This window comes from Streptomyces sichuanensis (genome assembly GCF_020328095.1).
Taxonomy (GTDB): Bacteria; Actinomycetota; Actinomycetes; order Streptomycetales; family Streptomycetaceae; genus Streptomyces; species Streptomyces cinnamoneus.
This window is the reverse complement of sequence record NZ_JAIXMK010000079.1, coordinates 1-25648: the sequence shown is the minus strand read 5'-3', so window position 1 is coordinate 25648 and position 25648 is coordinate 1. Positions and strand designations below refer to the sequence as shown.

30 protein-coding genes are annotated in these 25648 nt (G+C 71.4%); 7 read left to right on the top strand and 23 right to left on the bottom strand.

The genetic code is table 11. The annotated features are described in order from the left end of the window. Positions 1-94: 94 nt before the first annotated feature. The 4 genes from LE181_RS21490 to LE181_RS21475 all read right to left on the bottom strand — a co-directional run bounded on the left by LE181_RS21490 (position 95) and on the right by LE181_RS21475 (position 4506). Positions 95-1222 (bottom strand): GuaB3 family IMP dehydrogenase-related protein, encoded by a 1128-nt coding sequence (locus tag LE181_RS21490; RefSeq protein WP_225662955.1) that lies wholly within the window; start codon positions 1220-1222, stop codon positions 95-97. A 132-nt stretch (positions 1223-1354) separates the two neighbouring features. Continuing rightward, positions 1355-2857 (bottom strand): IMP dehydrogenase, encoded by a 1503-nt coding sequence (guaB, locus tag LE181_RS21485; protein WP_225662954.1) that lies wholly within the window; start codon positions 2855-2857, stop codon positions 1355-1357. 142 nt (positions 2858-2999) lie between these two features. Further along, positions 3000-3575 carry a sigma-70 family RNA polymerase sigma factor gene (locus LE181_RS21480; RefSeq protein ID WP_206279852.1) on the bottom strand — a complete coding sequence of 192 codons (576 nt, stop codon included), beginning with the start codon at positions 3573-3575 and terminating at the stop codon, positions 3000-3002. Between the two features lie 319 nt (positions 3576-3894). After that, complete coding sequence (locus tag LE181_RS21475) at positions 3895-4506, bottom strand: response regulator transcription factor (protein WP_003948568.1); 612 nt, start codon at positions 4504-4506, stop codon at positions 3895-3897. A gap of 414 nt (positions 4507-4920) precedes the next feature. On the opposite strand from LE181_RS21475, the gene LE181_RS21470 reads away from it, so the two are divergent. Next, entirely contained in the window at positions 4921-5247 is a 327-nt protein-coding gene (locus tag LE181_RS21470) for a WhiB family transcriptional regulator (protein ID WP_099199465.1), read from the top strand. Between the two features lie 58 nt (positions 5248-5305). Here LE181_RS21470 and LE181_RS21465 read toward each other — a convergent pair whose 3' ends face one another. After that, positions 5306-6217 (bottom strand): LysR family transcriptional regulator, encoded by a 912-nt coding sequence (locus LE181_RS21465; RefSeq protein WP_225662953.1) that lies wholly within the window; start codon positions 6215-6217, stop codon positions 5306-5308. Positions 6218-6438: 221 nt separating this feature from the next. Here LE181_RS21465 and LE181_RS21460 point away from each other — a divergent pair, with 221 nt between their 5' ends. Next, positions 6439-7212: an SDR family NAD(P)-dependent oxidoreductase gene (locus LE181_RS21460; RefSeq protein WP_225662952.1), complete on the top strand. Its 774-nt coding sequence runs from the start codon at positions 6439-6441 to the stop codon at positions 7210-7212. Between the two features lie 63 nt (positions 7213-7275). After that, complete coding sequence (locus LE181_RS21455) at positions 7276-7971, top strand: ester cyclase (protein ID WP_225662951.1); 696 nt, start codon at positions 7276-7278, stop codon at positions 7969-7971. Between the two features lie 138 nt (positions 7972-8109). On the opposite strand, the gene groL is transcribed toward LE181_RS21455, so the two are convergent. From groL to LE181_RS21435, 4 genes are all read right to left on the bottom strand, one after another. Further along, on the bottom strand, positions 8110-9738 hold the full coding sequence (gene groL / locus LE181_RS21450) for a chaperonin GroEL (RefSeq protein WP_225662950.1): 1629 nt from the start codon (positions 9736-9738) through the stop codon (positions 8110-8112). Between the two features lie 115 nt (positions 9739-9853). Beyond that, a complete protein-coding gene (gene groES, locus LE181_RS21445; protein ID WP_083105757.1) occupies positions 9854-10162 on the bottom strand; it encodes a co-chaperone GroES in 309 nt (102 codons plus the stop codon). Between the two features lie 357 nt (positions 10163-10519). Then, positions 10520-11383, bottom strand: coding sequence for a polysaccharide deacetylase family protein (locus LE181_RS21440; protein WP_225662949.1), 864 nt, complete (start codon positions 11381-11383; stop codon positions 10520-10522). A gap of 84 nt (positions 11384-11467) precedes the next feature. After that, complete coding sequence (locus tag LE181_RS21435; protein WP_225662948.1) at positions 11468-12004, bottom strand: flavoprotein; 537 nt, start codon at positions 12002-12004, stop codon at positions 11468-11470. Between the two features lie 50 nt (positions 12005-12054). On the opposite strand from LE181_RS21435, the gene LE181_RS21430 reads away from it, so the two are divergent. Next, positions 12055-13266, top strand: a complete 1212-nt coding sequence (locus LE181_RS21430) for a class I SAM-dependent methyltransferase (protein ID WP_225662947.1) — start codon at positions 12055-12057, stop codon at positions 13264-13266. Between the two features lie 88 nt (positions 13267-13354). Here LE181_RS21430 and LE181_RS21425 read toward each other — a convergent pair whose 3' ends face one another. The 5 genes from LE181_RS21425 to LE181_RS21405 all read right to left on the bottom strand — a co-directional run bounded on the left by LE181_RS21425 (position 13355) and on the right by LE181_RS21405 (position 17094). Continuing rightward, positions 13355-13969, bottom strand: coding sequence for a GOLPH3/VPS74 family protein (locus LE181_RS21425; RefSeq protein ID WP_225662946.1), 615 nt, complete (start codon positions 13967-13969; stop codon positions 13355-13357). Positions 13970-13986: 17 nt separating this feature from the next. Continuing rightward, positions 13987-14565, bottom strand: coding sequence for a Uma2 family endonuclease (locus LE181_RS21420; protein WP_225662945.1), 579 nt, complete (start codon positions 14563-14565; stop codon positions 13987-13989). A gap of 59 nt (positions 14566-14624) precedes the next feature. Further along, positions 14625-15503 carry a hypothetical protein gene (locus LE181_RS21415; protein WP_225662944.1) on the bottom strand — a complete coding sequence of 293 codons (879 nt, stop codon included), beginning with the start codon at positions 15501-15503 and terminating at the stop codon, positions 14625-14627. Between the two features lie 220 nt (positions 15504-15723). After that, positions 15724-16191 carry a VOC family protein gene (locus tag LE181_RS21410; RefSeq protein WP_225662943.1) on the bottom strand — a complete coding sequence of 156 codons (468 nt, stop codon included), beginning with the start codon at positions 16189-16191 and terminating at the stop codon, positions 15724-15726. A 144-nt stretch (positions 16192-16335) separates the two neighbouring features. Then, positions 16336-17094, bottom strand: coding sequence for an SDR family NAD(P)-dependent oxidoreductase (locus LE181_RS21405; RefSeq protein WP_225662942.1), 759 nt, complete (start codon positions 17092-17094; stop codon positions 16336-16338). 132 nt (positions 17095-17226) lie between these two features. Here LE181_RS21405 and LE181_RS21400 point away from each other — a divergent pair, with 132 nt between their 5' ends. Next, on the top strand, positions 17227-17901 hold the full coding sequence (locus tag LE181_RS21400; RefSeq protein ID WP_225662941.1) for a TetR/AcrR family transcriptional regulator: 675 nt from the start codon (positions 17227-17229) through the stop codon (positions 17899-17901). 283 nt (positions 17902-18184) lie between these two features. On the opposite strand, the gene LE181_RS21395 is transcribed toward LE181_RS21400, so the two are convergent. Both LE181_RS21395 and LE181_RS21390 read right to left on the bottom strand, forming a co-directional pair. Next, on the bottom strand, positions 18185-18364 hold the full coding sequence (locus LE181_RS21395; RefSeq protein WP_225662940.1) for a DUF397 domain-containing protein: 180 nt from the start codon (positions 18362-18364) through the stop codon (positions 18185-18187). Continuing rightward, entirely contained in the window at positions 18361-19170 is an 810-nt protein-coding gene (locus LE181_RS21390; protein WP_225662939.1) for a helix-turn-helix domain-containing protein, read from the bottom strand. Before LE181_RS21390 ends, LE181_RS21395 begins: the two co-directional genes overlap by 4 nt. 197 nt (positions 19171-19367) lie before the next feature. Here LE181_RS21390 and LE181_RS21385 point away from each other — a divergent pair, with 197 nt between their 5' ends. Continuing rightward, positions 19368-20000, top strand: a complete 633-nt coding sequence (locus LE181_RS21385; protein ID WP_225662938.1) for a Uma2 family endonuclease — start codon at positions 19368-19370, stop codon at positions 19998-20000. Here the strand turns inward: LE181_RS21385 and LE181_RS21380 are convergent. The 4 genes from LE181_RS21380 to tsaB all read right to left on the bottom strand — a co-directional run bounded on the left by LE181_RS21380 (position 19964) and on the right by tsaB (position 22629). Next, positions 19964-20170: a hypothetical protein gene (locus LE181_RS21380; protein ID WP_225662937.1), complete on the bottom strand. Its 207-nt coding sequence runs from the start codon at positions 20168-20170 to the stop codon at positions 19964-19966. The two genes, LE181_RS21385 and LE181_RS21380, sit on opposite strands and share 37 nt — an antisense overlap. Positions 20171-20280: 110 nt before the next feature. Next, positions 20281-21429, bottom strand: coding sequence for a tRNA (adenosine(37)-N6)-threonylcarbamoyltransferase complex transferase subunit TsaD (gene tsaD, locus LE181_RS21375; protein WP_225662936.1), 1149 nt, complete (start codon positions 21427-21429; stop codon positions 20281-20283). Next, a complete protein-coding gene (gene rimI, locus LE181_RS21370) occupies positions 21413-21928 on the bottom strand; it encodes a ribosomal protein S18-alanine N-acetyltransferase (RefSeq protein ID WP_225662982.1) in 516 nt (171 codons plus the stop codon). The genes tsaD and rimI overlap by 17 nt, the downstream gene beginning before the upstream one ends. 32 nt (positions 21929-21960) lie before the next feature. Next, the gene (gene tsaB, locus LE181_RS21365; RefSeq protein ID WP_225662935.1) at positions 21961-22629 is read right to left on the bottom strand and encodes a tRNA (adenosine(37)-N6)-threonylcarbamoyltransferase complex dimerization subunit type 1 TsaB; all 669 of its coding nucleotides are present in this window, start codon (positions 22627-22629) and stop codon (positions 21961-21963) included. Positions 22630-22815: 186 nt separating this feature from the next. On the opposite strand from tsaB, the gene LE181_RS21360 reads away from it, so the two are divergent. After that, positions 22816-23406, top strand: coding sequence for a hypothetical protein (locus tag LE181_RS21360; RefSeq protein WP_225662934.1), 591 nt, complete (start codon positions 22816-22818; stop codon positions 23404-23406). 63 nt (positions 23407-23469) lie between these two features. Here LE181_RS21360 and LE181_RS21355 read toward each other — a convergent pair whose 3' ends face one another. From LE181_RS21355 to LE181_RS21345, 3 genes are all read right to left on the bottom strand, one after another. Continuing rightward, on the bottom strand, positions 23470-23697 hold the full coding sequence (locus LE181_RS21355) for a hypothetical protein (RefSeq protein WP_225662933.1): 228 nt from the start codon (positions 23695-23697) through the stop codon (positions 23470-23472). Positions 23698-23906: 209 nt separating this feature from the next. Further along, positions 23907-24431: a tRNA (adenosine(37)-N6)-threonylcarbamoyltransferase complex ATPase subunit type 1 TsaE gene (tsaE, locus tag LE181_RS21350; protein ID WP_225662932.1), complete on the bottom strand. Its 525-nt coding sequence runs from the start codon at positions 24429-24431 to the stop codon at positions 23907-23909. A 72-nt stretch (positions 24432-24503) separates the two neighbouring features. Next, positions 24504-25648, bottom strand: a 1145-nt coding sequence (locus LE181_RS21345) for an alpha/beta fold hydrolase (RefSeq protein ID WP_225662931.1), incomplete at its 5' end; no start/stop codon positions are given.

The window sequence follows — 25648 nt, the reverse complement described above, 5'->3', positions numbered from 1 at the left end:
CGCTAACGGGGCTCGCAGGGAACGCGAAAGGCCCGGCCTGCCGCAGCAGACCGGGCCCGGAAGCCGACGCGGAGCCGGCGGAGCCGACGCGGGGTCAGCGCTTGTCGTGCTGCGACGGCGCGACCGTCACCTCGACCCGCTGGAACTCCTTGAGCTCGCTGTAGCCCGTGGTGGCCATCGCCCGGCGCAGCGCGCCGAAGAAGTTCATCGACCCGTCCGGGGTGTGCGAGGGACCGGTGAGGATCTCCTCGGTGGAGCCGACCGTGCCGAGGTTCATGCGCTTGCCGCGCGGCACGTCCTCGTGGACGGCCTCCATGCCCCAGTGGAAGCCACGGCCCGGGGCGTCGGTGGCGCGCGCGAGCGGGGAACCCATCATCACGGCGTCCGCACCGCAGGCGATGGCCTTGGGCAGGTCGCCGGACCAGCCCACGCCGCCGTCGGCGATGACGTGCACGTAGCGGCCGCCGGACTCGTCCATGTAGTCGCGGCGGGCGGCGGCCACGTCGGCCACGGCGGTCGCCATCGGGACCTGGATGCCCAGGACGTTGCGCGTGGTGTGGGCGGCGCCGCCGCCGAAGCCGACGAGCACGCCCGCCGCGCCCGTGCGCATCAGGTGCAGGGCGGCGGTGTAGGTGGCGCAGCCGCCGACGATGACGGGGACGTCGAGCTCGTAGATGAACTGCTTGAGGTTCAGCGGCTCGGCGGCGCCCGAGACGTGCTCGGCGGAGACGGTGGTGCCGCGGATCACGAAGATGTCCACGCCGGCGTCGACGACGGCCTTGGAGAACTGCGCGGTGCGCTGCGGGGAGAGCGCGGCGGCGGTCACGACACCCGAGTCGCGGACCTCCTTGATGCGCTGCCCGATCAGCTCTTCCTTGATCGGCGCGGCGTAGATCTCCTGGAGGCGCTTGGTCGCAGCCGTCTCGTCCAGCTCGGCGATCTCGGCGAGCAGCGACTCGGGGTCCTCGTAGCGGGTCCACAGACCCTCAAGGTTGAGCACGCCCAGGCCGCCCAGCTCACCGATCCGGATGGCGGTCTCGGGCGAGACGACCGAGTCCATCGGGGCGGCCAGGAACGGCAGCTCGAAGCGGTAGGCATCGATCTGCCAGGCGATCGAGACCTCCTTCGGGTCGCGGGTACGGCGACTCGGGACGACGGCGATGTCGTCGAACGCGTACGCCCGGCGGCCGCGCTTGCCGCGCCCGATCTCGATCTCAGTCACGTCTGTGGCCTTTCACTTTCCTTGGCGCTCCGTCTGCCGCATACCAGTATCCCCGACGCGGCGGAGCCCGCGGCCTGTCGGTCGCGGGCTCCTGCGGGCGCTGTACGAAGCTCCGAAACTATCCCGGTCCTACTAGCGGCGGGAGTAGTTCGGCGCTTCCACGGTCATCTGGATGTCGTGCGGGTGGCTCTCCTTGAGGCCCGCGGACGTGATCCGCACGAAGCGGCCCTTGTCCTTGAGCTCCTGGATGTCCGCCGAGCCGACGTAGCCCATGGAGGCGCGCAGGCCGCCGATGAGCTGGTGGGCGACGGAGGCCAGCGGGCCGCGGTAGGGAACCTGGCCCTCGATGCCCTCGGGCACCAGCTTGTCCTCGGAGAGGACGTTGTCCTGGAAGTAGCGGTCCTTGGAGAAGGACCGCGCCTGGCCGCGGGACTGCATGGCGCCCAGGGAGCCCATGCCGCGGTAGGACTTGAACTGCTTGCCGTTGATGAAGACCATCTCGCCCGGCGACTCCTCGCAGCCCGCGAGCAGCGAGCCGAGCATCACCGTGTCGGCACCGGCGGCGATCGCCTTGGCGATGTCGCCGGAGTACTGCAGGCCGCCGTCGCCGATGAGCGGCACACCGGCGGCGTGGCACGCCTGGGCGGCCTCGTAGATCGCGGTGACCTGCGGCACGCCGATGCCGGCGACGACGCGGGTGGTGCAGATCGAGCCGGGGCCGACGCCGACCTTGACGCCGTCCACGCCGGCGTCAATCAGCGCCTGGGCGCCGTCACGGGTGGCGACGTTGCCGCCGACGACGTCGACGCTGATGTTGGACTTGATCTTGGCGATCATGTCGAGGATGCCGCGGCTGTGGCCGTGGGCGCTGTCGACGACCAGGAAGTCCGCGCCGGCCTCGACGAGCGCCTGGGCGCGCTCGAACGCCTCGGGGCCCACGCCCACCGCGGCACCGACGACCAGACGGCCCTCGGCGTCCTTGGCGGCGTTGGGGTACTTCTCCGCCTTGACGAAGTCCTTGACGGTGATGAGGCCCTTGAGCACACCGGCGTCGTCGACCAGCGGCAGCTTCTCGATCTTGTGGCGGCGCAGCAGCTCCATGGCGTCCTCGCCGGAGATGCCCACCTTGCCCGTCACCAGCGGCATCGGCGTCATGATCTCGCGGACGGCGCGGCTGCGGTCCACCTCGAAGGCCATGTCGCGGTTGGTGACGATGCCGAGCAGCTTGCCCGCCGGGTCGGTGACCGGCACGCCGCTGATGCGGAACTTCGCGCAGAGGGCGTCCGCCTCGGCCAGCGTGGCGTCCGGGCGGACGGTGATCGGGTCGGAGACCATGCCGGACTCCGAGCGCTTGACCAGGTCGACCTGGTTGGCCTGGTCCTCGATGGACAGGTTGCGGTGCAGCACGCCCGCGCCGCCCTGGCGGGCCATGGCGATGGCCATGCGCGCCTCGGTCACCTTGTCCATGGCGGCGGACAGCAGCGGGATGTTGACCCGGACGTTCCGCGAGACCCGGGAGGAGGTGTCCACGGCGTTCGGCAGGACCTCGGAGGCGCCCGGCAGCAGCAGGACGTCGTCGTATGTCAGACCGAGCATCGCGAATTTCCCGGGCATTCCGTCGACGTTGTCAGTCATGACACCTTCCCAAATGGTCTTGCCCCAGCGAGGACTCCCATGCTAACGGCCGCCAGTGGTGTCCCATTCCACGAGCACTGAGGTCCGCATCACTTGGAGATTCCTACAGGATTCGGTCGGTCGGCTGCCCCAGAGGATTGGATCACTGTTCCGCGAGCGCCCGGAGCCTGCTGAGCGCGCGGTGCTGGGCGACGCGCACGGCACCCGGCGACATGCCGAGCATCTGCCCCGTCTCCTCGGCCGTAAGCCCCACGGCGACCCGCAGCAGGACGAGCTCGCGCTGGTTCTCCGGGAGGTTGGCGAGCAGCTTCTTGGCCCACTCGGCATCGCTGCTGAGCAGGGCACGCTCCTCCGGCCCGAGCGAGTCGTCCGGCTGCTCGGGCATCTCGTCGGAGGGCACGGCGGTGCTCCCCGGGTGGCGCATGGCGGCCCGCTGCAGGTCGGCGACCTTGTGCGCGGCGATGGCCACGACGAACGCCTCGAAGGGCCGCCCGGTGTCGCGGTAGCGCGGCAGGGCGCACAGCACCGCCAGGCAGACCTCCTGGGCGAGGTCGTCGACGAAGTGGCGGGCGTCGCCGGGCAGCCGCGACAGGCGCGTACGGCAGTAGCGCAGCGCGAGCGGGTGCACCAGGGCGAGCAGGTCGTGGGTGGCCTGGCGGTCGCCCTCGACGGCGCGGGCGACGAGCGCGCCAATGGCTGTCGTGTCGTCGTCGCGCATCGGTCCATGGTGCCTTGACGCCGGATTCTCCGCGGCACCGCATCCGTAGTTGTGCACCGAAGCGTTATGAGCGGGTGCGCCGGCGGTCATGTCCCGCACCTTCCCATCACGCCTTCCCGAGCCGTCCCCGAGGAACTCCATACTCCAAGGATGCGGCAGCGCGCGGGAAACGTGCAGCGGGCCGGTGATCGGCGGCCGCCGGGCGGGCGGCCACGTCGGGCCGCCCCGCCCGCTCCCCGGCGGGCGGGGTACGTCACTCCCCCGCTTCGACGCACGAACACGACACCCCAGAGCTGCCCCGGAACCGGCCGTCGGCGACCTAGCGGACCAGGCCCCAGCGGAAGCCCAGCGCCACGGCGTGCGCCCGGTCCGAGGCGCCCAGCTTCTTGAACAGACGACGCGCGTGGGTCTTGACGGTGTCCTCGGAGAGGAACAGCTCACGGCCGATCTCGGCGTTGGAGCGGCCGTGGCTCATGCCCTCCAGCACCTGGATCTCCCGCGCGGTGAGCGTGGGCGCCGCGCCCATCTCGGCGGAGCGCAGCCGGCGCGGTGCCAGCCGCCAGGTGGGGTCGGCGAGCGCCTGGGTCACGGTGGCGCGGAGCTCGGCGCGCGAGGCGTCCTTGTGGAGATAGCCGCGCGCACCTGCGGCGACCGCGAGCGCGACCCCGTCCAGGTCCTCCGCGACCGTGAGCATGATGATGCGGGCGCCGGGGTCGGCCGAGAGCAGCCGGCGGACGGTCTCCACACCGCCGAGACCGGGCATGCGTACGTCCATCAGAATGAGGTCCGAACGATCGGCGCCCCAGCGGCGGAGGACTTCCTCGCCGTTGGCCGCCGTCGTCACGCGCTCGACGCCGGGCACGGTCGCCACCGCGCGACGGAGCGCTTCTCGGGCAAGCGGGGAGTCGTCGCAGACGAGGACGGATGTCATGGCCGCCCTCCGCAGCTGATGCGCGTCACCTTGAGCCTCCAGAGGCTGGTATTGATCGTCACCTGTGCGATTGACGACGCCCGGGCACTGCCACCCGCCCGACTGCTTGATGCGTCAACCGCCTCCGCACTCTCAACGACGGTCACCCGAAAGAGTTACGGGCTCGGTCGGCCGTGTTCGGCACTCTACGTGAGGGCGCGGACACGGAGCAGGGCGCACAGGGGGCGCCCGCCCCACCAGGCAAGCTATGCCCCATTTGCCCAGTCGGACCTGTTTTTCTTCCCATTTGATGCCGTCTGTGGCTAGATTCGCAATGAGTCATATTTTCATCTGCTCACACAGCAGACGCATGACAGAGGTATGGACGGGTACTGCAACGGATCACTTCGACAGATCGTCCCGAGGGGATAAGCAATGGCAGATTTCTCCCGCCTCCCCGGTCCCAACGCCGACCTGTGGGACTGGCAGCTGCTGGCGGCGTGCCGAGGGGTCGACAGCTCGCTCTTCTTCCACCCCGAGGGCGAACGGGGTGCCGCCCGCAGCGCCCGTGAGACCTCCGCGAAGGAGGTGTGCATGCGATGCCCGGTACGCGCCGAGTGCGCGGCGCACGCGCTGGCGGTACGGGAGCCCTACGGCGTGTGGGGCGGCCTGACCGAGGACGAGCGCGAGGAGCTCATGGGGCGCGCGCGGCACCGCTCCATCACCGCGAGCGGCGCGGGCGCCGGTGCCATGACCGCCTGAGCGCCCGGGCACATCCCGTCGACCGCCCCGGAAGAAACGCTTCAGTACGCGGGCGTGCTCAGCGGTGGGCGGCGGCCACCAGGCGGTCCAGCATCGCCGCGACCGCCGGCACCCGGGCCAGGTCGGGCAGCGTGAGGGCGACGATCTCGCGGTGGACGACCGGCTCGACGGGCACCGTGCGGGCCCCCTTCGGCCGGACCGACTCCAGCGCCAGCTCCGGCATGACGGCCACCCCGAGCCCGGCCCCGACCAGCCCGAAGACGGCCGGGTAGTCGTCGGTGGCGAAGTCGATGCGCGGCGTGAAGCCCGCGCTCTCGCAGACCTCCACCAGATGCCGCCGGCAGCGCGGACAGCCGGCGATCCAGGGCTCCTGCTCCAGCTCGTCGATCCCGATGCGCTCCGCGCCCGCCAGCCGGTGCCCCTCCGGCACCACGCCGATGAGACGGTCCGTCAGCAGCGGCCGTACGACCAGGTCGTCCCACTCCGCGCCGGCGGCCGGATCGGCGCCGCGCACGTCGGGGTAGCGGAAGGCGAGCGCGATCTCGCAGTCGCCCTCGCGCAGCATCTCCACCGAGCGCGGCGGCTCCGCCTCGACGAGGGAGATCTGGGTGCCGGGATGGGCGGCCCGCATCTCGGCGAGCGCGGTGGGCACCAGCGTCGAGCTGCCGCTGGGGAAGGACACCAGTCGCACGCGCCCCGCCCGCAGCCCGGCGATGGCCGCGATCTCCTCCTCGGCCGCGGTCAGCCCGGCCAGGATCCCGGCGGCGTGCCGGACGAGGGCCTCGCCCGCCTCGGTCAGGCGCATCTCGCGCCCCGTGCGGATCAGCAGGGGGGTGCCCGTCGACTGCTCCAGGGCCTTCATCTGCTGACTGACGGCGGGCTGGGTGCAGCCCAGGTCGCGGGCGGCCGCGGAGAACGAACCGGTGGCGGCCACCGCGCGCAGCACCCTCAGGTGACGAGCCTCGATCATAGCTCCGAGCATAAGGCAGACTTGGGTCCGTCGCGAAATGTCCATCACTCCCTTTGGGGCGCCGGTCGGCGTCGTCAACGGCGTGCGCGCCGGAGGGCGTTGGCCACGGGGGCGCGGGAGGCGCGGGCACGGGGGGCGGATCTGCCGCACAGCGCCCCGCAGGGGCGAACGGAGGACGGGGGAGGCACCCGGGGACGGGCGGCGAGCACTAACGTTCCGGTATGACGACTGCACTGATCACGGGAGCCACGGCCGGCATCGGCGCGGCCTTCGCACGACGCCTGGCGGCCGACGGACACAACCTGGTCATCGTGGCCCGGGACGAGAAGCGGCTGGGCGAGCAAGCGACCGAGCTGCACGACCGCCACCGGGTGGAGGTGGAGGTGCTCCGCGCGGACCTGTCGGAGGAGGAGGGCATCGCGGCCGTCGAGGCCCGGCTCTCGGACCGCAAGAACCCGGTGGACCTGCTGGTCAACAACGCCGGCTTCGGCAACAAGGGCCGCTACCTCGAAGTCTCGATGGCCGACGAGCTGACCATGCTCAAGGTGCACTGCGAGGCGGTCCTGCGGCTGACGTCGGCTGCGGCCGCGGGCATGCGCGAGCGCAGGCGCGGCGGGGTCGTCAACGTGGCGTCGGTGGCCGCGTTCGTCCCCCGGGGTACGTACGGGGCGAGCAAGGCGTGGGTGGTGCAGTTCACCCAGGGTGCCGCGCGGGACCTGGCGGGCAGCGGGGTGCGGCTGATGGCCCTGTGCCCCGGCTTCGTCCGTACGGAGTTCCACCAGCGGGCCGGCATGGGGGTGGACAATGTGCCGGGCTGGATGTGGCTGGACGCCGACAAGCTCGTCGAGGCCGCCCTGAAGGACCTCGCCCGCGGCAAGTCGCTGTCCATTCCCGACCCTCGGTACAAGGCGCTGACGGGCCTGATGAAGCTGGCCCCGCGCCGTGCGGTCTCGCGCGCGAGCGCGTCGACGGGCCGCCGGTACGGGCCGAACTGACCCCCGCCCCGCCTCCCGGGTGAACATTCCGGGCTAGCCTGGACATATCACCTGGGAGGCGCCATGACTTTCGTACAGGTAATCGACTGCAAGACCAGCCGGTACGACGACATGAACCGGCTCATGGACGAGTGGCTCGCCGCCACCGAGGGCAGGCGCACCGCGACCCACTCGATCGTCGGCCGGGACCGCGCAGCCGCCGACCACTACGTCGAGATCGTCGAGTTCCCGTCCTACGAAGAGGCGATGAAGAACTCGAACCTCCCGGAGACCAACCGGATCTTCGAGGAGATGGTGGCGCTCTGCGACGGCATGCCGACCTTCACCGACCTCGACGTCGTCCGCGACGAGCAGGTCAACAAGACGACGGCCCGCCGCTTCTTCGAGGAGGTCGCCGCCGGCGGCGACCTGGATCTCGTCGACGAGCTCTACGCGACCGACTACCGCGACCACGACGTCGGCAAGGAAGAGCAGACCACGACCGGGTCCCAGGTCATCAAGCAGGACGTGGCGTACTGGCGGAACGCGTTCGACTTCGACTTCGTCCTCCACTGCCAGGTGGCCGAGGGCGATCAGGTCACCACCCACTGGACCTGGCGGGGCATCCACCAGGGCGACTTCATGGGGCTGCAGCCGACGGGCCGGCGGGCCACGATGGACGGCGTGACGATCCACCGCTTCGCGGACGGGAAGATCGCGGAGGGCTGGTGGATCTACGACCTGATGGGCCTGCGGAGCCAGCTGGACGTGGGGCCGTGACGGCGGGGCGGGGGCCGTGACGGAACGGCTCCCCACCACCGCACCCGAGCGCCGCACGAACGCGACACACGAACGGCCCGGCCCGGCCTCCCGCGGAGGGGAGGCCGGGCCGGGCCGTGGTGCAAAGGTGCCGGTGCGTCAGTGCGCGTGGCCGTGACCGTGGCCGTGACCGGCCTCGGCGGACTCCTCTTCCTTCTTCTCGACGACCAGGGTCTCGGTCGTGAGCAGCAGGGAGGCGATGGACGCGGCGTTCTCCAGGGCGGAGCGGGTGACCTTGACCGGGTCGATGACGCCGGCCTTCACCAGGTCGCCGTACTCGCCGGTGGCGGCGTTGAAGCCCTGGCCCTTCTCCAGCTCGGCGACCTTGGAGGTGATGACGTAGCCCTCCAGGCCGGCGTTCTCGGCGATCCAGCGCAGCGGCTCGACGACGGCGCGGCGGACGACGGCGACGCCGGTGGCCTCGTCACCCTCCTTGCCCAGGCCGCCGTCCAGCACCTTGGCGGCGTGGACGAGCGCGGAGCCACCACCGGAGACGATGCCCTCCTCGACCGCGGCGCGGGTCGCGGAGATGGCGTCCTCCAGACGGTGCTTCTTCTCCTTGAGCTCGACCTCGGTGGCCGCACCCACACGGATGACGCAGACGCCACCGGCGAGCTTGGCGAGGCGCTCCTGGAGCTTCTCGCGGTCCCAGTCCGAGTCGGTGGTCTCGATCTCGGCCTTGATCTGGGCGACGCGACCCGCGACGTCCTCGGCGTTGCCGCCGCCGTCGACGATGGTGGTGTCGTCCTTGGTGATCGTCACGCGGCGGGCGGAGCCCAGCACGTCCAGACCGGCCTGGTCGAGCTTGAGGCCGACCTCCTCGGCGATGACGGTGGCACCGGTGAGGGTGGCCATGTCGCCCAGCATCGCCTTGCGGCGGTCACCGAAGCCCGGGGCCTTGACGGCCACGGCGTTGAACGTGCCGCGGATCTTGTTGACGACCAGGGTGGAGAGGGCCTCGCCCTCGACGTCCTCGGCGATGATCAGCAGCGGCTTGGAGCCACCGCCCTGGATGATCTTCTCCAGCAGCGGGAGCAGGTCCTGGATCGAGGAGATCTTGCCCTGGTGGATCAGGATGTACGGGTCGTCGAGGACGGCCTCCATACGCTCCTGGTCGGTGACCATGTACGGCGAAAGGTAACCCTTGTCGAAGGCCATGCCCTCGGTGAAGTCCAGCTCCAGACCGAAGGTGTTGGACTCCTCGACGGTGATGACACCGTCCTTGCCGACCTTGTCCATGGCCTCGGCGATGAGCTCGCCGACCTGCTTGTCCTGCGCGGAGAGCGCGGCGACGGCGGCGATGTCGGCCTTGTCGGCGATCGGGCGGGCGGTCGCCAGCAGGTCGTCGGAGACGGCCTTGACCGCGGCGTCGATGCCCTTCTTCAGGGAAGCCGGGGAGGCGCCGGCGGCGACGTTGCGCAGACCCTCGCGGACCAGCGCCTGGGCCAGCACGGTCGCGGTGGTGGTGCCGTCACCCGCGATGTCGTTGGTCTTGGTCGCCACCTCCTTGACGAGCTGGGCGCCCAGGTTCTCGTACGCGTCGTCGAGCTCGACCTCGCGGGCGATGGTGACGCCGTCGTTGGTGATGGTGGGGGCGCCGAACTTCTTGTCGATGACGACGTTGCGGCCCTTGGGGCCGATCGTCACCTTCACGGTGTCGGCAAGCTTGTTGACGCCGCGCTCAAGAGCGCGACGGGCGTCCTCGTCGAACTTCAGGGTCTTCGCCATGGGTTACGTATCCTCGCGATCTCTCTCAAACGAACTGCGCCCCGGGCGCCCGGCTTGTGACGCGGGGACCAGGGGCGCAGAACAAAAGCTTCGAAGGTTCGAAAGCTTGGGTGAATTACTTCTCGATGACCGCGAGGACGTCGCGGGCCGAGAGGACGAGGTACTCGTCGCCGTTGTACTTCACCTCGGTGCCGCCGTACTTGCTGTACAGCACGACATCGCCGACCTTCACGTCGAGCGGCAGGCGCTCGCCGTTCTCGAAGCGGCCCGGGCCCACGGCCAGGACAGCGCCCTCCTGGGGCTTCTCCTTGGCGGTGTCCGGAATGACCAGGCCGGAGGCCGTGGTCTGCTCGGCGTCGAGCGGCTGGACCACGATGCGGTCCTCAAGCGGCTTGATGGCAACCTTGGAGCTGGCGGTCGTCACGATCCGACCTCCCCCTTCGGAGATCTCACGGGGTTAACTGTCTGAGGTGGCGACCAGGTGGATCCGTCGTCGCGGGTGCCGAATCTGCCCGTCGCTGCGTTTGGCACTCACCGGTGGAGAGTGCCAACGGAGCCGAGACTATGACGCGGTTAGCACTCGGTCAAGCGGAGTGCCAATTCGCCGTGCGGCGAGCCTGGCGATCACCGGGCCCCGCCGGGGGGCGGCGGACGGCCGGAAGGTGCTCTACCCAGCCGGGACCCGGCGCACTCCCCCGGCGCCGGCCGGAGCGGCGCCGATCGTCCGGGACGCGTCCTGATCGCCCGGGGGCAGGCCCTGATCGCCCGGGTCGGCGCGTCCTTAGAGGTAGTCCTCCAGCCGCGCCACCGTGTAGCCCTGCCGCTGGATGCTGCGCAGCATGTTGGTGACCATGCGGGTCATGGAGGTGCCCTTGAGCTCCTGCGGGCCGCGGAAGTGCGCCAGGACGATGTCGCCGGGGCGCAGCTTGTCGCTCTGCGCGTACCGCATGTCGTTGATCTGCATCGTCACCTCCCACAGCACGACCGCGCGCACGCCGCAGCCGCCGGCCGCGGCGAGGGTGGCGTCGTTGTAGTTGCCGTACGGGGGCCGGAAGAGCGCCGGCCGCGTGCCGAAACGCTTCTCCAGGGCCTCCTGCTGCCCGCATATCTCGCGCTTCTGCGCCTCGGCGGAGAGGGTGCGCAGGTTGGGGTGGGTGAGGGTGTGGTTGTCGATGCCGTTACCGAGGGCCCGGAGCCGGTCGAAGTAGTCGTAGCCGCTGCCCGCGCGGGAGATGCTGTCCGTCAGGAACATCGTGAACGGCAGCTTCAGGTCCTGGGCCATCTTCAGGAACTCGGGGTCCTTCTCGGCCCCGTCGTCGAAGGTCACGAAGACGACCTTGTCCTGGGTGGGTATCCGGCGGACGACCTGCGGGACGCCGCCGCCCGTCGCCCCGTCGGTGAGCTTCTTCGCCGGCGGGGCGGGCGGCGCGGCCAGCGGCCGCTCCAGGCCCCAGCGGCGGTACGCGTCGGCGGACACGGGCGGCACGGCGGACGCCGAGGCGGCGGACGCTCCGCCCGCGCGGGGTTCCTTCTTGCCGCCCCCGGAGGAACCGGAACAGCCGGCGAGGACACCGGCCAGGAGGACGGCGGCGGAGGCGAGGGCGGCGACGCGCACACGGCGGCGGCCGGAAACGGGCAGGCTCACGCGAACGATTGTTGTGCATGCGTTCGAACTGCGCGCGGGGGCCTCTGCCTCGGCCCGCGGCTCCGGCGCGCTGCTCCGGTGGGCTCAGCCGACGGCCGGAAGCGCCGCGACGCCCTTCGCCCAGGGGTACGCCTCCCCGCCGTCGGCCGGGTCCTCGTTGCCCGCCTCGTCGAGCAGCACGGTCACCCCGGCCGCCCGCAGGAACTCCACGCTCCGGGGGAAGGCGGGGTGTGCCGCCTGGGCTGCGCCCATCCGGGGCAGGGCGACGACGGGCAGGCCCAGGCCGATGGCCTCGTTGATCAGGCCGAGGGCGAGGGTGTCGGAGATGCCGGCCGCCCACTTGTTGACCGTGTTGAAGGTGGCGGGCGCGACGAGGATCGCGTCGGGCGGCGGCAGGACGTCGGGCTCGCCGGGGAGCTTGTACTGGTGGCGCACGGGGTGGCCGGTCAGCGCGCGCAGGGCGGGCAGGTCCGCTTCCAGCCAGCGGTGCGCGGAGGGCGTGAGGATCAGGCACACGTCCCAGCCGCGGTCCTGGGCGGCGCGGACTCCGTCGGCGACCCGGACGGCGGGCACGGCGGCGCAGCAGACCAGGTAGAGGATGCGGTTCTCGGTGGTCGTCACCCCGGCAGTCCACCGCGTGGGGCACCGGCCCGCAAGAGAGAATGAGACACGTGCCCGCACCGAATCCCGCCACCGACGCGACCGACGCCACTGCCGCCTTCGTGGCCCTGCTCACCGACGAGGGCCGCACCCTCCTCGACGGCCTGCGCGACTACGACCCCTCCCAGGAGCTCGCAACGGCCACCCGGCTGCGCCGTGAGCACCCCGCCGAGCTGGTGTCGGCGGCGCTCGGGCAGGCACGGCTGCGGCAGCGCGCGGTGGCGAAGTTCGGGGCGGAGGACGCGTACCGGATGTTCTTCACGCCCCACGGCGTGGAGCAGGCCACGCGCGCATCCGTCGCGCTCCACCGCGCCCGGCGCTTCGAGGCGCTCGGCGTGCGCCGCCTCGCCGACCTGTGCTGCGGTAACGGCGGCGACGCGATCGCCCTCGCCCGGGCCGGAATCGCCGTCCTCGCCGTGGACCGCGACCCCCTGACCTGCGCAGTCGCCCGCGCCAACGCCGAAGCCCTGGGCCTGTCCGACCTCATCGAGGTGCGCTGCGCCGACGTCGCGGAAGTCGACACGTCGACGTACGACGCCGTGTTCGTCGACCCGGCCCGGCGCGGCGGCCGCGGCCGGATCTTCGACCCGGAGGCGTACTCCCCGCCCCTGTCCTGGGCGATCGAGGCGGCCCGCCGGGCCCCGCGCGCGGCCCTGAAGATCGCACCGGGCGTCCCGCACGAGGCGATCCCCGACGACGCCGAGGCGGAGTGGATCTCGGACGGCGGCGACGTGAAGGAGGCCGTGCTGTGGTTCGGCACGGAGCCGGGCGCCCGCCGCGCGACGCTGCTGCCGGGCGGCGCGTCGCTGGCCGGACAGGGGCTGCCGGACCCGGCCGTACGGCCGGTGGGGCGCTACCTGTACGAGCCGGACGGCGCGGTCATCCGCGCGCACCTGGTGGCCGACGTCGCGGCCGGACTCGGCGACGGCGGTCTGATCGACGAGACGATCGCGTACGTCACGAGCGACGAGCTGCGCGAGACGCCGTACGCGTCGGCGTACGAGATCACGGACGTGCTGCCGTTCAACCTGAAGCGGTTGAAGGCGGTCGTGCGGGAGCGCGGGATCGGCGTTGCCGTCATCAAGAAGCGGGGTTCGGCGGTGGAGCCGGAGGACCTGCGCAAGAAGCTCAAGCTGAGCGGCCCGAACTCCTGCGTCATCGTGCTGACGCGCGTGGCGGGCGCGCCGACGATGCTGCTGGGGCAGCCGGTGACGCGGGGCTAGCCGGGGGCTGCAGTGACCGGCGGGTGCCGTCGTGATCGTGGACGGGGGCACCGGTTGCGCCGCCGGTCCGGCTGGGCCGGACGGAAGGTCAGTCGCCTCGCCAGATGTTGTCGAAGGCCGACTGCTCGATGGCCCGCCGCTGCCGCAGGGCTTCCAGTTCCACCACCGCGCCGTTGACGGCGGCGAGCACGGTGTCCACGGCGTCGTCGGCCACGCCCGGGGCGTCCCCTTCGTCCTCCTCGTCGCGGATCCCTACGGCCGTGACGAGCGCGGCGAGGACGGGCTCGTCCGACCGCCGCCGGTCACCCGCCAGGCGGTGGTCGAGCGAATCGGTCAGCACCGGCCGGCCGGGCCGGAAGGTCCAGCTGCGACGCTGCCGCCTGACGTGCCCGTCCGCCTCCAGGGCGGCCACGTAGGCCGAGGCCAGGTCCCGGCCCCGGCGCCACAGCCAGTCGCCGACCGACTCGTACGGCGCCTCCGGCACGAGCGAGGCCGCGGCCTGTTGCAGCAGTTGATCGTCCATGTCCGCCGACGGGCCGGGCACGATCCGGTCGCCGTCGTCACCGCCCAGCGTGGCGGCCCCGGAAGCCAGCAGATCGATCAGCTCGGCACCCGCCAGCCCCAGGGACACCTCGCCCCGCTCGGCGGGATCGCCGGGCAGCTCGTCCATGACGGTGATCAACAAGTCCCGCGGTGTGGTCATGGAACGCTCCCGGTTGCCTATCGCGCGAACTTTTTGAGCTTCTCTGTCTCCAGCGTGAACCCGACCGGGGCGGGGAGCTCGACCGGCGTGCCGTACGGCCGTGTCGTCAGGCTGCGGTAGCTGCCGTCCTTCGGTTCACAGTGGACGGTGACTGTGCAGTTTTCGCGGTCGATGAGGAGGTAGATGGGGATGTCTGCTGCCGCATAGCCGTCGCGTTTCTCGATGCGGTCGCGGCGGTTCGTGTCGCTGTCGTGCGAGGTGGCTTCGACGACCATGAGGACTCCCTCGGGGTCGGACCACCCGCCCTCACCGTTGAGACATTCGTCGGGGAGCAGGATGGCGTCAGGGATGGCACGGCCGTTGCGGTATTTCTCCACCTTCACATGTCGCTCGGGGTACAGCCACAGATCAGGGACGTGCTGCAGGCACAGCTTCTGAAGCCACCTGACGATGTCGTAGTGAGCCCCATCCGGCACCGGCTTGACCTCGATCTTTCCGTTGATGAACTCCAGCCGCACGGTCTTGGGCGACCTGCGGGCCAACTCCTCGAACTCTTCGACGGGGAGCAGGGGCCGATCGGCGGTGCTGTGGGTCATGACGTCGCCTCCTTGCCCCCATCGTGCCCCGGCATCGGGCGGTGCGTCATGTACGGCAGTCATGCGTGATTCCTTTCGGGTTCGCGGTTGATCGCTCGCAGGAGGGCTGCCCTCGCGTGCACCTCCTCCGGCGTGAGGGCGGCCGGGAGGGGCGGCTGCGGTTCGCCCCGGCAGTCGCGGCAGAGGCCGCCGGGCAACGCCTCCGGGCGGCCGGGGACGGCACAGACGGTGCACTCCAGCAGCCGCAGAGCCGTGGGCACCTCCCGTGCCTCCCGCGCTTCCGGCAGGCGCTCCGGCGGCAGCTTGTCGATGAGTCGACGACGGGCCAGCGCGGCAGCGTGATGCACCTGCGACGGCAACCCGGTCGTGAGCTCCCGCACGACGTGCGTCTCGCTCGTCCCGCGCTCCAGCCATGCCGCTGCCAGCGGTTCGAGGGCGACGCAGTCGGCGTGCGACAGCGTCATGCGCGGGTCCGTGCGCCCGGCGGCGGCGAGCGCCGCGTACGCCCGCGAGCGGGGCGCGGGCCCGGAGGGCTGCTCGGGGACCTCGCCCGTGAGGACGGCCGTCCACCAGGCGTCGTCCCGCGCGGTGCGCGAGAAGTACGAGCGCGTCACCCAGTGATAGGCCCCGTCGTCACCCTTGAGGTGCTCTTTCACCCGACGGAGGTGCCCGGCCTCCGACAGCCGCCGCAGGGCGGTACGGCAGGCGGCCTGGCCGTAGGCGGGCAGCTGCGCGGCCAGCGACTTTGCATCCATGGCCGCACCCTCGGGCAGGCGGTCGACGAACGCGGCGACCTGCGCCTCGCGGGGCGGCAGGTGCGCGAAGTCCGTGGCGGTACGCGGGGTTTGGTCCGGCACCGACTTCTTGCCATAGCCGGGCTTGGCCATCGGGTAGGCGTGCGGGGGGCGCGCGACGGCGCTAGGGTTGGCGTCAGCCATGAGATCGAGGCCCTTTTCGATCTTGATGGTGAGACCCCGGCCTGGTGCTGCTTACACCGACCGGGGTCGTTTGCTTGTTCCGGACGCTAGAGGGTCACCACTGTTCGTCGCAAGCGGATCACGCAAAGTGAACTCCGCGTGGTATACGCGCGATTGGGGTGGGTGGGTGGGGTTGAATCCCACCTCCCATTCCTTGCATAAAGAGCCCGGAGCCCGGAGCTCAAGCCCCGGCGCGGGAAAACTCCCGGGCACGGCGGGCGAGCTCCTCCGGCGTCAGGTCCTCCAGGTGCGTGAGGAAGACCCAGACATGCCCGAAGGGGTCGCGCAGTATGGCGGTGCGGTCGCCGTGGAACTGGTCGGTCGGCGGCTGCAGCAGGTCCGCGCCGGCCGCGACGGCCTGCCGCACGAGAGCATCGACGTCATCGACGTAGACGTGCAGACCGACGGTGGTACCGCCGATGGCGGTCGGCGCGCCGAAGTGGGGCCCTTCGGCGTCTCCGAGCATGATGGTGGACCCCTGAATGCTGATCTCCGCGTGCAGGATGCGCCCGTCCGGGCCATCGAGGCGGAACAGCTCTTCGGCGCGGAAAGCCTGGACGTAGAAGCTGATCGCACAGGCGGCTCTCTCCAGCATGATGTGGGCGATCACGGCGTTGCGGTAGTTCTCGGGAACGGTGGTCGCGGCCATGGGAAGTTCCTCCTTGATCGATTTCTGCGCCGATGGCCACGAAGATAGGAACTCAATCAAACTTGAGGTCAAGAGGCCGAGAGCTGCCGCCATCGGCACGGCGCTCAACCCCCACCGGCGACAGCGGCGACGATTCCCCGACCCTTACTGGGCCTTGTAGCCGCCGTCGACGTTGAGGATGGTTCCCGTGACGAAGGACGCGGCCGGTGACGCGAGCCAGGTGATGGCTTCGGCGACCTCGGCGGGGCGGCCCATCCGGTTGACCGGCTGGAGGGCGGCGATGGCGGCCTCGTCCCACGTGCCGGCCTCGATGGCGGTACTGAGGATGTCGGTCTTGACAGCGGCGGGGGCGACCCCGTTGATGCGGATGCCGTCGGTGGCGTACTCCAGCGCGGCGGACTTGGTCAGGCCGACCACGGCGTGCTTGGTGGCGGAGTAGTTGGCCGCGTAGCGCATGCCGCCCAGGCCCGCGATCGAGGCCAGGTTGACGATGGAGCCGCCCGGGGCGTCCTGGGCCAGCATCTGCCGGATCTGGTACTTCATGCCCCAGAAGACGCCGAGCACGTTCGTGGTGAGCATCTGCTGGAAACGGCTGGTGGGCTCGTCGGCCAGGCGGCCGGTGTCGAGGGAGATCCCGGCGTTGTTGACCGCGACATCGAGCCGGCCGAAGCGCTCGACGGTGGCCACGACCAGGGCGGCCACGGAGTCTTCGGAGTCGACGTCGGCGGCGATGAAGGCGGCTTCCCCGCCGTTGTCGCGGATCTCGCGGGCGACGGCTTCGCCCGCTTCCTTGCGGCGCCCGGAGACGACGACGGCGTGGCCGGCGCGGGCCAGGGCCAGGCCGGCCTCCTTGCCAATGCCGGTGGTGGCTCCGGTGACCAGGGCGACGCGGGCAACGCTCATGACGGTGGACCTCTTCCCCATACAGGTGGGCACGGCCGGCGGGCCCGCTTGAGAGACCGCCGGTCTCTTGCGCTCCAAACTAAGAGACCGGCGGTCTAATGTCAAAAGACCGGCAGTCTGTAACATGGGCGCATGGCGACCTTCCAGCGAGCGCGCAGCGAGGAACAGCGCGAGATCCGGCGGCGGGCGATCCTCGACACCGCGGCGGCGATGCTCGACGAGATGTCCGTGGGCGCAGTGAGCCTGAACGAACTGAGCCGGCGCGTGGGCCTGGCGAAGTCCAACGTGCTGCGCTACTTCGAGTCACGCGAAGCCGTCCTGCTGGAACTGCTGGACCGCGACTGGCGGCAGTGGACCGCCGCCCTTCCCGAACAGCTCGCCGCCTCGGTCACCCCCGGCGCCCCGACGATCCAGCGCGGTCGGGAGTTCGCCGCCGTCCTGGCACGCTCCCTCGCGCAGCACCGGGTGCTGTGCGACCTGCTGAGCGCCCAGGCGGGCGTCCTGGAGCACAACGTCTCCGCGGACGTGGCCGCCCGCTACAAACGAGCGGCCCTCGACAACGTCGCCGCTCTGGCCGCGCTCGCCCGCCGACACCTCCCCGAACTCGGCGGCCACGCCGATCAGCTCTGCGCCCAGGCCATCATGGTGAGCGGCGCGGTATGGACCCATGCCCGGCCGTCCGCCGCCATGCTCGCCGCCTACGCAGCCGATCCCTCACTCGCAGCCCTGCGCATGGACTTCACCAACGCCCTGGAGGAGATGCTGACAACCCTCGTCGCGGGCACCCTCGCCAGGGCCGAGGAATGACCAGCGAACCGACCCTCCGCTGCGCTGCGCAGGCACGAAGCGTCTCTGCGCCGCTGCGCGGCTTGGGGCAGGGAGAGCCCCGGGGCTCCGCCCCTTGAACCCGCCCGCTGCGCGGCCTTGCCGGGCACGCCCCGCATTGCAGCGCTCCCCGATGCGCGGGCGCCGTGCCCGGTCCGGGCTCGCTCTCAAGTCCGCGCCAGCGGACGGCCTCCCGGGGCGGAGCCCCTGGCCCCTCCGCGCCCCAAGCCGCGCAGCGGCGCAGCATCACTCCGGAGCCTTGCGCTCAGCCCCCACCGCCGAGAGCGGCGACGAACGTCGCCCAGGCCGACGCCGGAAAGGCCAGCTCCGGCCCGGTTATTCGCTTCGAGTCCCGCACCCGTATCTCCCGAGGCCCGGAGCGCACCTCGACGCAATCCCCTCCCGCGCCTCCGCTATGGCTGGACCGTATCCAGTCGGTGCTCACAACTCCTCCGCCAACTTTCCGATGAAGCGCACGGACTCCCCCGGGCTGAGCGCCCGTTGGGCGATCATGACATAGCGCTGAGCCACGACGTGGACCTTGTCGGGGTCGCCGTAGAGCACTCCCGACTGCTGTCCTTCCTCGTAGACGAGGCGGTCGTGATCGGGCATTTCCAGCAGGACGAACGACCCGTCGAGCCCCGGATGCACCCCACTCCCGGAGGGCATGACCTGCAGCGCCACATTCCGTCGCGCGCTCTGCTCCCCCAGGTGCAGCAACTGCCGCTTGTGTGATGCCCTGTCTGCAAGGGGCTCACGCAGCGCGACCTCTCCGATCACGAAGTTGAACACTTTGGTCTGCTTATCCAGCATCACCTGACGCCCGAGCCTGGCAGCCACCAACGCTTCGGTCTCTTCGCCATCCCTCGGCGGCCAGTGGCCCGTGAAGAGCACCTGCATGGTTTCTTCGGTCTGCAGCAGGCCGGGAATCAGCAGAGGTTGATACGAGCTGACTGCGATCGCCTCGGCTTCCTGCCGCATGAAGTCCTGGGCGTACGAAACGAAGCGCTCCGGCTGCAAGTACTTGTGCGCCGCCTCCAGCAGCCCGCCCGCCCCGCACATCTGGTCCGCGACCTGCAGCACGCGCAGGCTCGGCCGGCGCCGCCCCTGTTCCATCGACTTGATGGTCTCGTAGCCGTACCCGGCCTCCTCGGCCAGCTTCTCCCGCGAGACCCCCGCCCGCTGCCGCCACAGCTTCAGCTGATCCCCGCAGTAGCGCCAGCCGATCGGCGGTTGAGACTCTTCCCCCATAAGCCACCCCTTCCCATCACTACTACGCAAGGTAGCCGTCAGGGAACGCTCAGGCGTCACAGTTCGCATATCGGGCCCCGCACCCAAACGGGTGAACTACCCGCTGATCACACATACGTATCGGCCGTGTCCTCGACGATGCCGCTGGGGCATCCAGCCCAGGCGTAGCCTGGCATGAGCGACAAGGGAGGACAGCAATGGCCGCCGATCCCATCACCGAGCCGGTGAACAAGCCGCACGAGCAGGACCCCATCGATCTACTGATCGCGTTCGAAGAGGCGTCAGAGACGCCGATTCGGCCCGAGTACTTCGAGGGGATGGTGGTCGTGCCACCGCAGCCGGACTTCGAGCACGGCGACGTAATCTTCGACCTTGCGTTCCAGTTGCGCTCCGCTGGGGTCCGACTGGCCGGCATGGGGATGGGGTTCCGCACCGGCGTGGACACGGATGGCAAGGACGAGACGCGCTCCCTTGCCATCCCTGACTTCTATGTTCTGCGCCGTAAGCCCACCGAACTCGACGAGGCATACCGAAAGGTCCACAAGGGCTGGTACCCCATGGATCTACTCGCCCTCGTAGGTGAGGTGACGTCCAGCAACCACGAGACGGACACCGGACCCAAATACCGCAGTTACGCGGCCGCGGAGGTCCCCGTCTACGTCCTCGTCAACCGTGAGGAGAACCGGGTCTACGTCCACACAAACCCGGTTGCCAACCAAGACGAGCCGAAGAAGAGCTTCTACCGCACGACCTCGACCGCCACGCCGGGCGAGAAGCTGCCGCTTCCCGACCCCTACCCACCACTGGACACCTCCGCGCTGCTCCCCTGAGCTTCCTGCTCCATCACCTTGGCTCGCCAGGTCGCGACAAAGCGGTCCACAGGTCCGACGTCCCTGAGCCGGATCATCTCGTCCGCGGCCTCAGCCAGTTCCTCGTAATAGGCGTCCAGCGAATCCGGCATGGCCTCCGTGACGGCTTGCCGCAACTCGGCCATCTTCATGCGTGGCTGCGTAGCGGCCTCAGGTTCTCCCATGGGCGGGATCCTGGTCCGCTCGCTCACCGAGCCCAGACCAAACGGTCACCCGACCACCTGATCGGATGACCGTCCGCCTACGAGTACAGGTTGTCCTTGCTCAGCTCGTGGAAGTGATCGTGGTCGTGCCCATGGCCATGACCGTGACCGTGGCCGTGGTCGTCCCCATGGTCATGCCCCGGCACGTGCGACTCCGTCACCGGCAGTGACGAGTCCGCCGACAGGTCCCACGACGATGCCGCGCGGCCCCGGGCCACCATTTCCGCGCCCAGTGCCGCCACCATCGCGCCGTTGTCCGTGCACAGCTTCGGGCGCGGTACGCGCAGCGTGATGCCCGCGTCCTCGCAGCGGCGTTCGGCCATCGCGCGCAGGCGGGTGTTGGCCGCCACGCCGCCGCCGATCATCAGGTGGTCCACGCCGTGGTCCTTGCAGGCGCGCACCGCCTTCCGCGTCAGCACGTCCACGACCGCCTCCTGGAACGACGCCGCCACGTCCGCCACCGGGACGTTCTCGCCCGCCGCCCGCTTGGCCTCGATCCAGCGGGCGACCGCCGTCTTGAGGCCGGAGAAGGAGAAGTCGTATATCGGGTCGCGCGGGCCCGTCAGGCCGCGCGGGAAGCGGATGGCGTCCGGGTCGCCCTCGCGGGCGTAGCGGTCGATGACCGGGCCGCCGGGGAAGCCGAGGTTCAGTACGCGGGCGATCTTGTCGAACGCCTCGCCCGCCGCGTCGTCGATCGTCGAGCCGAGCGGGCGGACGTCCGCGGTGATGTCCGGCGCGAGGAGCAGCGAGGAGTGGCCGCCGGACACCAGCAGCGCCATGGTCGGCTCGGGCAGCGCACCGTGTTCGAGCTGGTCGACGCAGATGTGCGAGGCGAGGTGGTTGACGCCGTAGAGCGGCTTGCCCAGCGCGTACGCGTACGCCTTGGCCGCCGAGACGCCCACGAGGAGGGCGCCCGCGAGGCCCGGGCCCGCGGTGACCGCGATGCCGTCCAGGTCCTTCGCGCTCACCCCCGCCTCCTTCAGGGCGCGCTGGATCGTCGGGACCATGGCCTCCAGGTGCGCCCGGCTGGCGACCTCGGGGACGACGCCGCCGAAGCGGGCGTGCTCGTCGACGCTGGAGGCGACCGCGTCCGCGAGCAGCGTGTGACCGCGGACGATGCCGACGCCGGTCTCGTCGCACGAGGTCTCGATGCCGAGGACGAGGGGTTCGTCAGTCCTGCGAGCCATGGGGCATTCCTTGCACTGCGGTGATGGGATCGGACAGGCGCATGACGAGCGCGTCGACGTTGCCGGGCTGGTAGTAGCCGCGGCGCACGCCCACGGGCTCGAAGCCGAAGCGTTCGTACAGGCGCTGGGCGCGGGTGTTGTCGACGCGCACTTCGAGCAGCACCTCGTGGCACTCGAAGGCGGTCGCGGTCGTCAGCAGTTCGGCCAGGAGGCGGGCGCCCAGGCCGGTGCTCCAGTGTTCCTTGGCCACGGCGATCGTCTGCACGTCGCCGGTGCCGTCGATCGCGGCGAGCCCGGCGTAGCCGACGATCCGCTTGGCCGCCGTCTCCCCGGCGTCACCGGGAGCGTTCCCGGCCGTCTCGGCCACGACGTAGCGGCGGTTGGCGTTCGCCCCGCGCGCGTGGGCCAGCTCGGACCAGAAGAGACCCTTGGACCACGCGTCGTCCGGGAAGAGCTCGCGTTCGAGCTCCAGCACCGGGCCGATGTCCCACCAGCGCATCTCCCGGATGCCCACGGCTGCGGCGGTCCCGGTCACTGGGGGGTGACCACCTTGTAGTTGGCCGGCACCTGGGCGTCGGGGCGGCGCAGGTACAGCGGCTGGCCCGGCAGGAACTCCCCGCCCGTGCGCAGCTTCTCCGCGGCCAGCGCGGCCAGCGCGCCCGCCGACTGGTGCTGCGGCAGGTCGGCCCGTACGTCGGTGAAGGCGTCCGGGTAGAGCACGGCGCCCGCGCCGACGGCCGTGAGGCCGGCGACCCGCTCGGCGAGCTCGGCCGGACGGTCCACGGCCGGCTCGGTGACGCGGATGCGGGCGTCCGCGTACCTGGCCCAGTAGACCTCCTTGCGGCGGGCGTCCGTGGCCACGACGAACTCCCCCTCCAGCCCCGCCAGGCCGGCCGCGTAGGCGATGCCGTCCAGCGTGCACAGGCTGTGGACGGGAACGTCCAGCACGGAGGCGAAGGTCGCGGCCGTGACGATGCCGACGCGCAGGCCGGTGTACGGGCCGGGGCCGACGCCCACGACGATGCCGGTCACGGCGTCCAGTTTGCGGCCCGCCTCGGCCAGGACCCGGTCGACGGAGGGCAGCAGCAGCTCCCCGTGCCGGCGGGCGTCCACCTGGTTCGACTCGGCGACGACGGACTCGCCGTCGTGGAGGGCGACGGTGACGGCGGGGGTGGCGGTATCCAGAGCGAGCAGCAGCACGGAACAAGCCTACGGCGCGCCGTGGGGCGTCCGGTGCGCGCACCGGCCCCGCGGGCGCGCGGCGGGGCCCCTGAGCGGGTGCTACGGTCAGCCGCATAGTCGTACGAGCACTGTGCCGACGGGGCGTGCAGGCAGTACGTGGCGGCACATCGGGGCGACCCGAACGCAGGACGAAAGGTGCGCACCGTGGCACGCAGCAGCTCAGGGATCTTCGTGGCCGCGCTCACCGCGGCGGCCCTGGCCGGAGTCGGTTTCCTGGCCGTGCAGGCCGAGGCCGCGCCCGACCGTCCCGCGAGCGCGCACGCCACGGGCCAGGGGTCCGGCAAGGCGAAGGGCGAGGGCAGCTCGGACAAGGGCACGGCCTCCGACGACCAGGCGCAGGCCCAGGCGGCCAACGCGATCCCCGAGGGCTCGGGCACGGGCCTGCGGGTCGTCTACGCACTCGGCAAGAAGCGGGTGTGGCTCGTCGGCTCCGACGGCAAGGCCACCCGCACGTACGAGGTGGCGCCCAGCACCGTCAGCCCGCCGCCCGGGACCTACAAGGTCACCTCGCGCGACCCGCAGGTCACCGGCTCGGACGGCATTCCGATCGAGCACGTGGTGCGCTTCCACAGGGACGCGGCCGGGATCGTCTTCGGCTTCAGCGCGGCCGTCGACGGCTCGTCGCCGAAGCCGGACCCGGCGAAGAAGACCGGTGGCATCCGCGAGCAGCCCGCGGACGGACGGGCGATGTGGGAGTTCGCCGTGAACAACACGAAGGTGGTCGTCGTCCCGTAGGCCGTCGTCCCGTAAGGGGCCTGTTCCCCGGCCCCGGGTGACTCCGCGCCGGACGCCTCACGCCTACGCGGCGTCGCGCTCCGGGCCCGGGGTCTCCCCCTGCGCTCCCCGCGCTCCCTGCTCCTGCGGCTCGTCGGGGTCCGGCGTGGCGGCCCCGGGTGCCTTCGGCGGGGTGGAGACGGCGTCGGCCGCGGCGCAGGCGGCGAGCAGATCGCGCATCGACAGGGGGCGGCGGCGCTCCTCGGGCTCGGAGCGGTCCGCCGAGGCGGCAGCGGGCTCGTGGGCCGACATGAGTGCCTCCTGGGGCAGCTGGGGCCGGGCGGAGCGCGTCAGGTCAGGGGTGAGTTAGGCACACCTAACCAACCCTCCGCCTCTCCATGTGACCACGTCGGCCGCGCCGCGCGCAACATCTTCCCGACGGACTGTCGGAACGTTCGTCGAAGGGCCGCACCAGTGCGCGCCGGCCCTGCCCCGCGCCCCGTCGCCCAGCGCCCCGTCGCTCAGCCCAGGGCTGCGAAGTCCGCCGACGCCCAGCGCTCGCCCACGCCCGTCACCGTCACGGTGCGCACGTCGTCGGCGTCGTCGACCGGGGCGTCCGCGCCCACGGCGCGCTCGATGACGACCCGCAGGCGGTCCTCGGACAGGTCCTCGACCTTGCCGTCGCCCCACTCCACGACGATCACGGATTCCGGCAGCGAGACGTCGAGGTCCAGGTCCTCCATCTCGTCCAGCCCGCCCGAGAGCCGGTAGGCGTCGACGTGGACCAGGGCGGGGCCGTCGCCGAGCGGCGGGTGCACGCGCGCGATGACGAAGGTCGGGGAGGTCACGGCGCCGCGGACGCCGAGGCCCTCGCCCAGGCCGCGGGTCATGGTCGTCTTGCCGGCGCCCAGCTCGCCGGAGAGCAGCACCAGGTCACCGGGGCGCAGCAGCGTCGCCAGCCTGCGGCCCACTTCGCGCATGTCCTCGGCGGACTTCACGGTGAGCTGCGCGGCGGGGGCGGCGGAGGTCTCGTGCGGGACGTTCATATTCGCCGATGGTACGGGGCCGGGGCGGCCGTACGGGCCTCAGCCACCGGTTGCGTTCCGGCTGTCCGCGCCTCAGCCGCCCGGCTGTGCTCCGGCCGCGCGGCCCTGCGGGACCCCGCTCGCGCCGGCCGCCGTCAGCAGCGCGGTCAGGTGCGAGGAGACGGTGGCCGGCTGCTCCAGCATCACCAGGTGCCCGGCGCCCTCCACCACGACCAGCTCGGCGTCCGGCAGCGCGGCCGCGATGACCTCGCTGTGGCCGCTCGGGGTGATCAGGTCCTTCTCGCCCGCGAGGACCAGCACCGGGAGGTGGCCGAACGCCTCCAGGGCCGCCACCTTGTCGTGCTCGTCGAACGCCGGGTAGAACGCGGCGACCACGTCCACGGGCGTCGCCTCGATGAGGCGCTCGGCGAAGCGCGCGACCGCCGGGTCGACGTCCCTCGACCCGAACGAATAGCGCTTGATGATCCCCGCGAGGAGGTCCGCGGTCGCCCGCCGGCCCCTCTCCACCAGCTCCGTCTGCGCCGCCATCAGCTTGAACGCTCCGGGCAGGACCGTCCGGCGCACCAGGTTCATGCCGGCGGCCGGGAGCCCGTAGGTGACCTCGGAGAGCTTGCCCGAGGAGGTGCCGACGAAGGCCGCGCCGACGACCCGCTCGGCGATCAGCTCCGGGTACTGGGCGGCCAGGGCCATGGTGGTCATCCCGCCCATCGAGTGCCCCACCAGCACCAGCGGCCCCTCGGGGGCGGCGGCGTCGATGACGGCCTTCAGATCGCGGCCGAGCAGGTCGATGCTGACCGGCTCGCCGCCCTCGGCGCGGGCGGAGCGGCCGTGGCTGCGCTGGTCCCAGTAGACGGTGCGCACGACGCCGCGCAGGGCGGCGCGCTGGAAGTGCCAGGAGTCCTGGCTCAGGCAGTAGCCGTGGCTGAAGACGACCGTGACGGCGGGTGCGGGACGGCGGCCGAAGAGGCGGCCGCGGCGGGCACCGGCGCCCTCGGGGTCGGGCTCGTCCACCTCGTAGTGGAGGACGGTGCCGTCCTCGGCGACGGCGGTGCCGGGCGTGCCGCGCAGCGTCCCGTACGGGCCCGCCGCGTCCAGGGCGAGGCGGGCCTTGCGGCGCATGCCGCGGCCGACGGTCAGCCGCTCCACGGCGACACCGACCGCCGCTCCGGCGGCGACGACGCCCACCGCGGCGCCCGCGAGGCCGGCGCCGCGGCGCC

Excerpts from the sequence above, each read along its gene's own strand:
- guaB (WP_225662954.1), bottom strand. The coding sequence starts at position 2,857 with ATGACTGACAACGTCGACGGAATGCCCGGGAAATTCGCGATGCTCGGT.
- LE181_RS21480 (WP_206279852.1), bottom strand. The coding sequence starts at position 3,575 with ATGCGCGACGACGACACGACAGCCATTGGCGCGCTCGTCGCCCGCGCC.
- LE181_RS21475 (WP_003948568.1), bottom strand. The coding sequence starts at position 4,506 with ATGACATCCGTCCTCGTCTGCGACGACTCCCCGCTTGCCCGAGAAGCG.
- LE181_RS21470 (WP_099199465.1), top strand. The coding sequence starts at position 4,921 with ATGGCAGATTTCTCCCGCCTCCCCGGTCCCAACGCCGACCTGTGGGAC.
- LE181_RS21465 (WP_225662953.1), bottom strand. The coding sequence starts at position 6,217 with ATGATCGAGGCTCGTCACCTGAGGGTGCTGCGCGCGGTGGCCGCCACC.
- LE181_RS21460 (WP_225662952.1), top strand. The coding sequence starts at position 6,439 with ATGACGACTGCACTGATCACGGGAGCCACGGCCGGCATCGGCGCGGCC.
- LE181_RS21455 (WP_225662951.1), top strand. The coding sequence starts at position 7,276 with ATGACTTTCGTACAGGTAATCGACTGCAAGACCAGCCGGTACGACGAC.
- groL (WP_225662950.1), bottom strand. The coding sequence starts at position 9,738 with ATGGCGAAGACCCTGAAGTTCGACGAGGACGCCCGTCGCGCTCTTGAG.
- LE181_RS21425 (WP_225662946.1), bottom strand. The coding sequence starts at position 13,969 with ATGACCACACCGCGGGACTTGTTGATCACCGTCATGGACGAGCTGCCC.
- LE181_RS21420 (WP_225662945.1), bottom strand. The coding sequence starts at position 14,565 with ATGACCCACAGCACCGCCGATCGGCCCCTGCTCCCCGTCGAAGAGTTC.
- LE181_RS21415 (WP_225662944.1), bottom strand. The coding sequence starts at position 15,503 with ATGGCTGACGCCAACCCTAGCGCCGTCGCGCGCCCCCCGCACGCCTAC.
- LE181_RS21410 (WP_225662943.1), bottom strand. The coding sequence starts at position 16,191 with ATGGCCGCGACCACCGTTCCCGAGAACTACCGCAACGCCGTGATCGCC.
- LE181_RS21405 (WP_225662942.1), bottom strand. The coding sequence starts at position 17,094 with ATGAGCGTTGCCCGCGTCGCCCTGGTCACCGGAGCCACCACCGGCATT.
- LE181_RS21400 (WP_225662941.1), top strand. The coding sequence starts at position 17,227 with ATGGCGACCTTCCAGCGAGCGCGCAGCGAGGAACAGCGCGAGATCCGG.
- LE181_RS21390 (WP_225662939.1), bottom strand. The coding sequence starts at position 19,170 with ATGGGGGAAGAGTCTCAACCGCCGATCGGCTGGCGCTACTGCGGGGAT.
- LE181_RS21385 (WP_225662938.1), top strand. The coding sequence starts at position 19,368 with ATGGCCGCCGATCCCATCACCGAGCCGGTGAACAAGCCGCACGAGCAG.
- LE181_RS21380 (WP_225662937.1), bottom strand. The coding sequence starts at position 20,170 with ATGAAGATGGCCGAGTTGCGGCAAGCCGTCACGGAGGCCATGCCGGAT.
- tsaD (WP_225662936.1), bottom strand. The coding sequence starts at position 21,429 with ATGGCTCGCAGGACTGACGAACCCCTCGTCCTCGGCATCGAGACCTCG.
- rimI (WP_225662982.1), bottom strand. The coding sequence starts at position 21,928 with ATGCGCTGGTGGGACATCGGCCCGGTGCTGGAGCTCGAACGCGAGCTC.
- LE181_RS21355 (WP_225662933.1), bottom strand. The coding sequence starts at position 23,697 with ATGTCGGCCCACGAGCCCGCTGCCGCCTCGGCGGACCGCTCCGAGCCC.
- tsaE (WP_225662932.1), bottom strand. The coding sequence starts at position 24,431 with ATGAACGTCCCGCACGAGACCTCCGCCGCCCCCGCCGCGCAGCTCACC.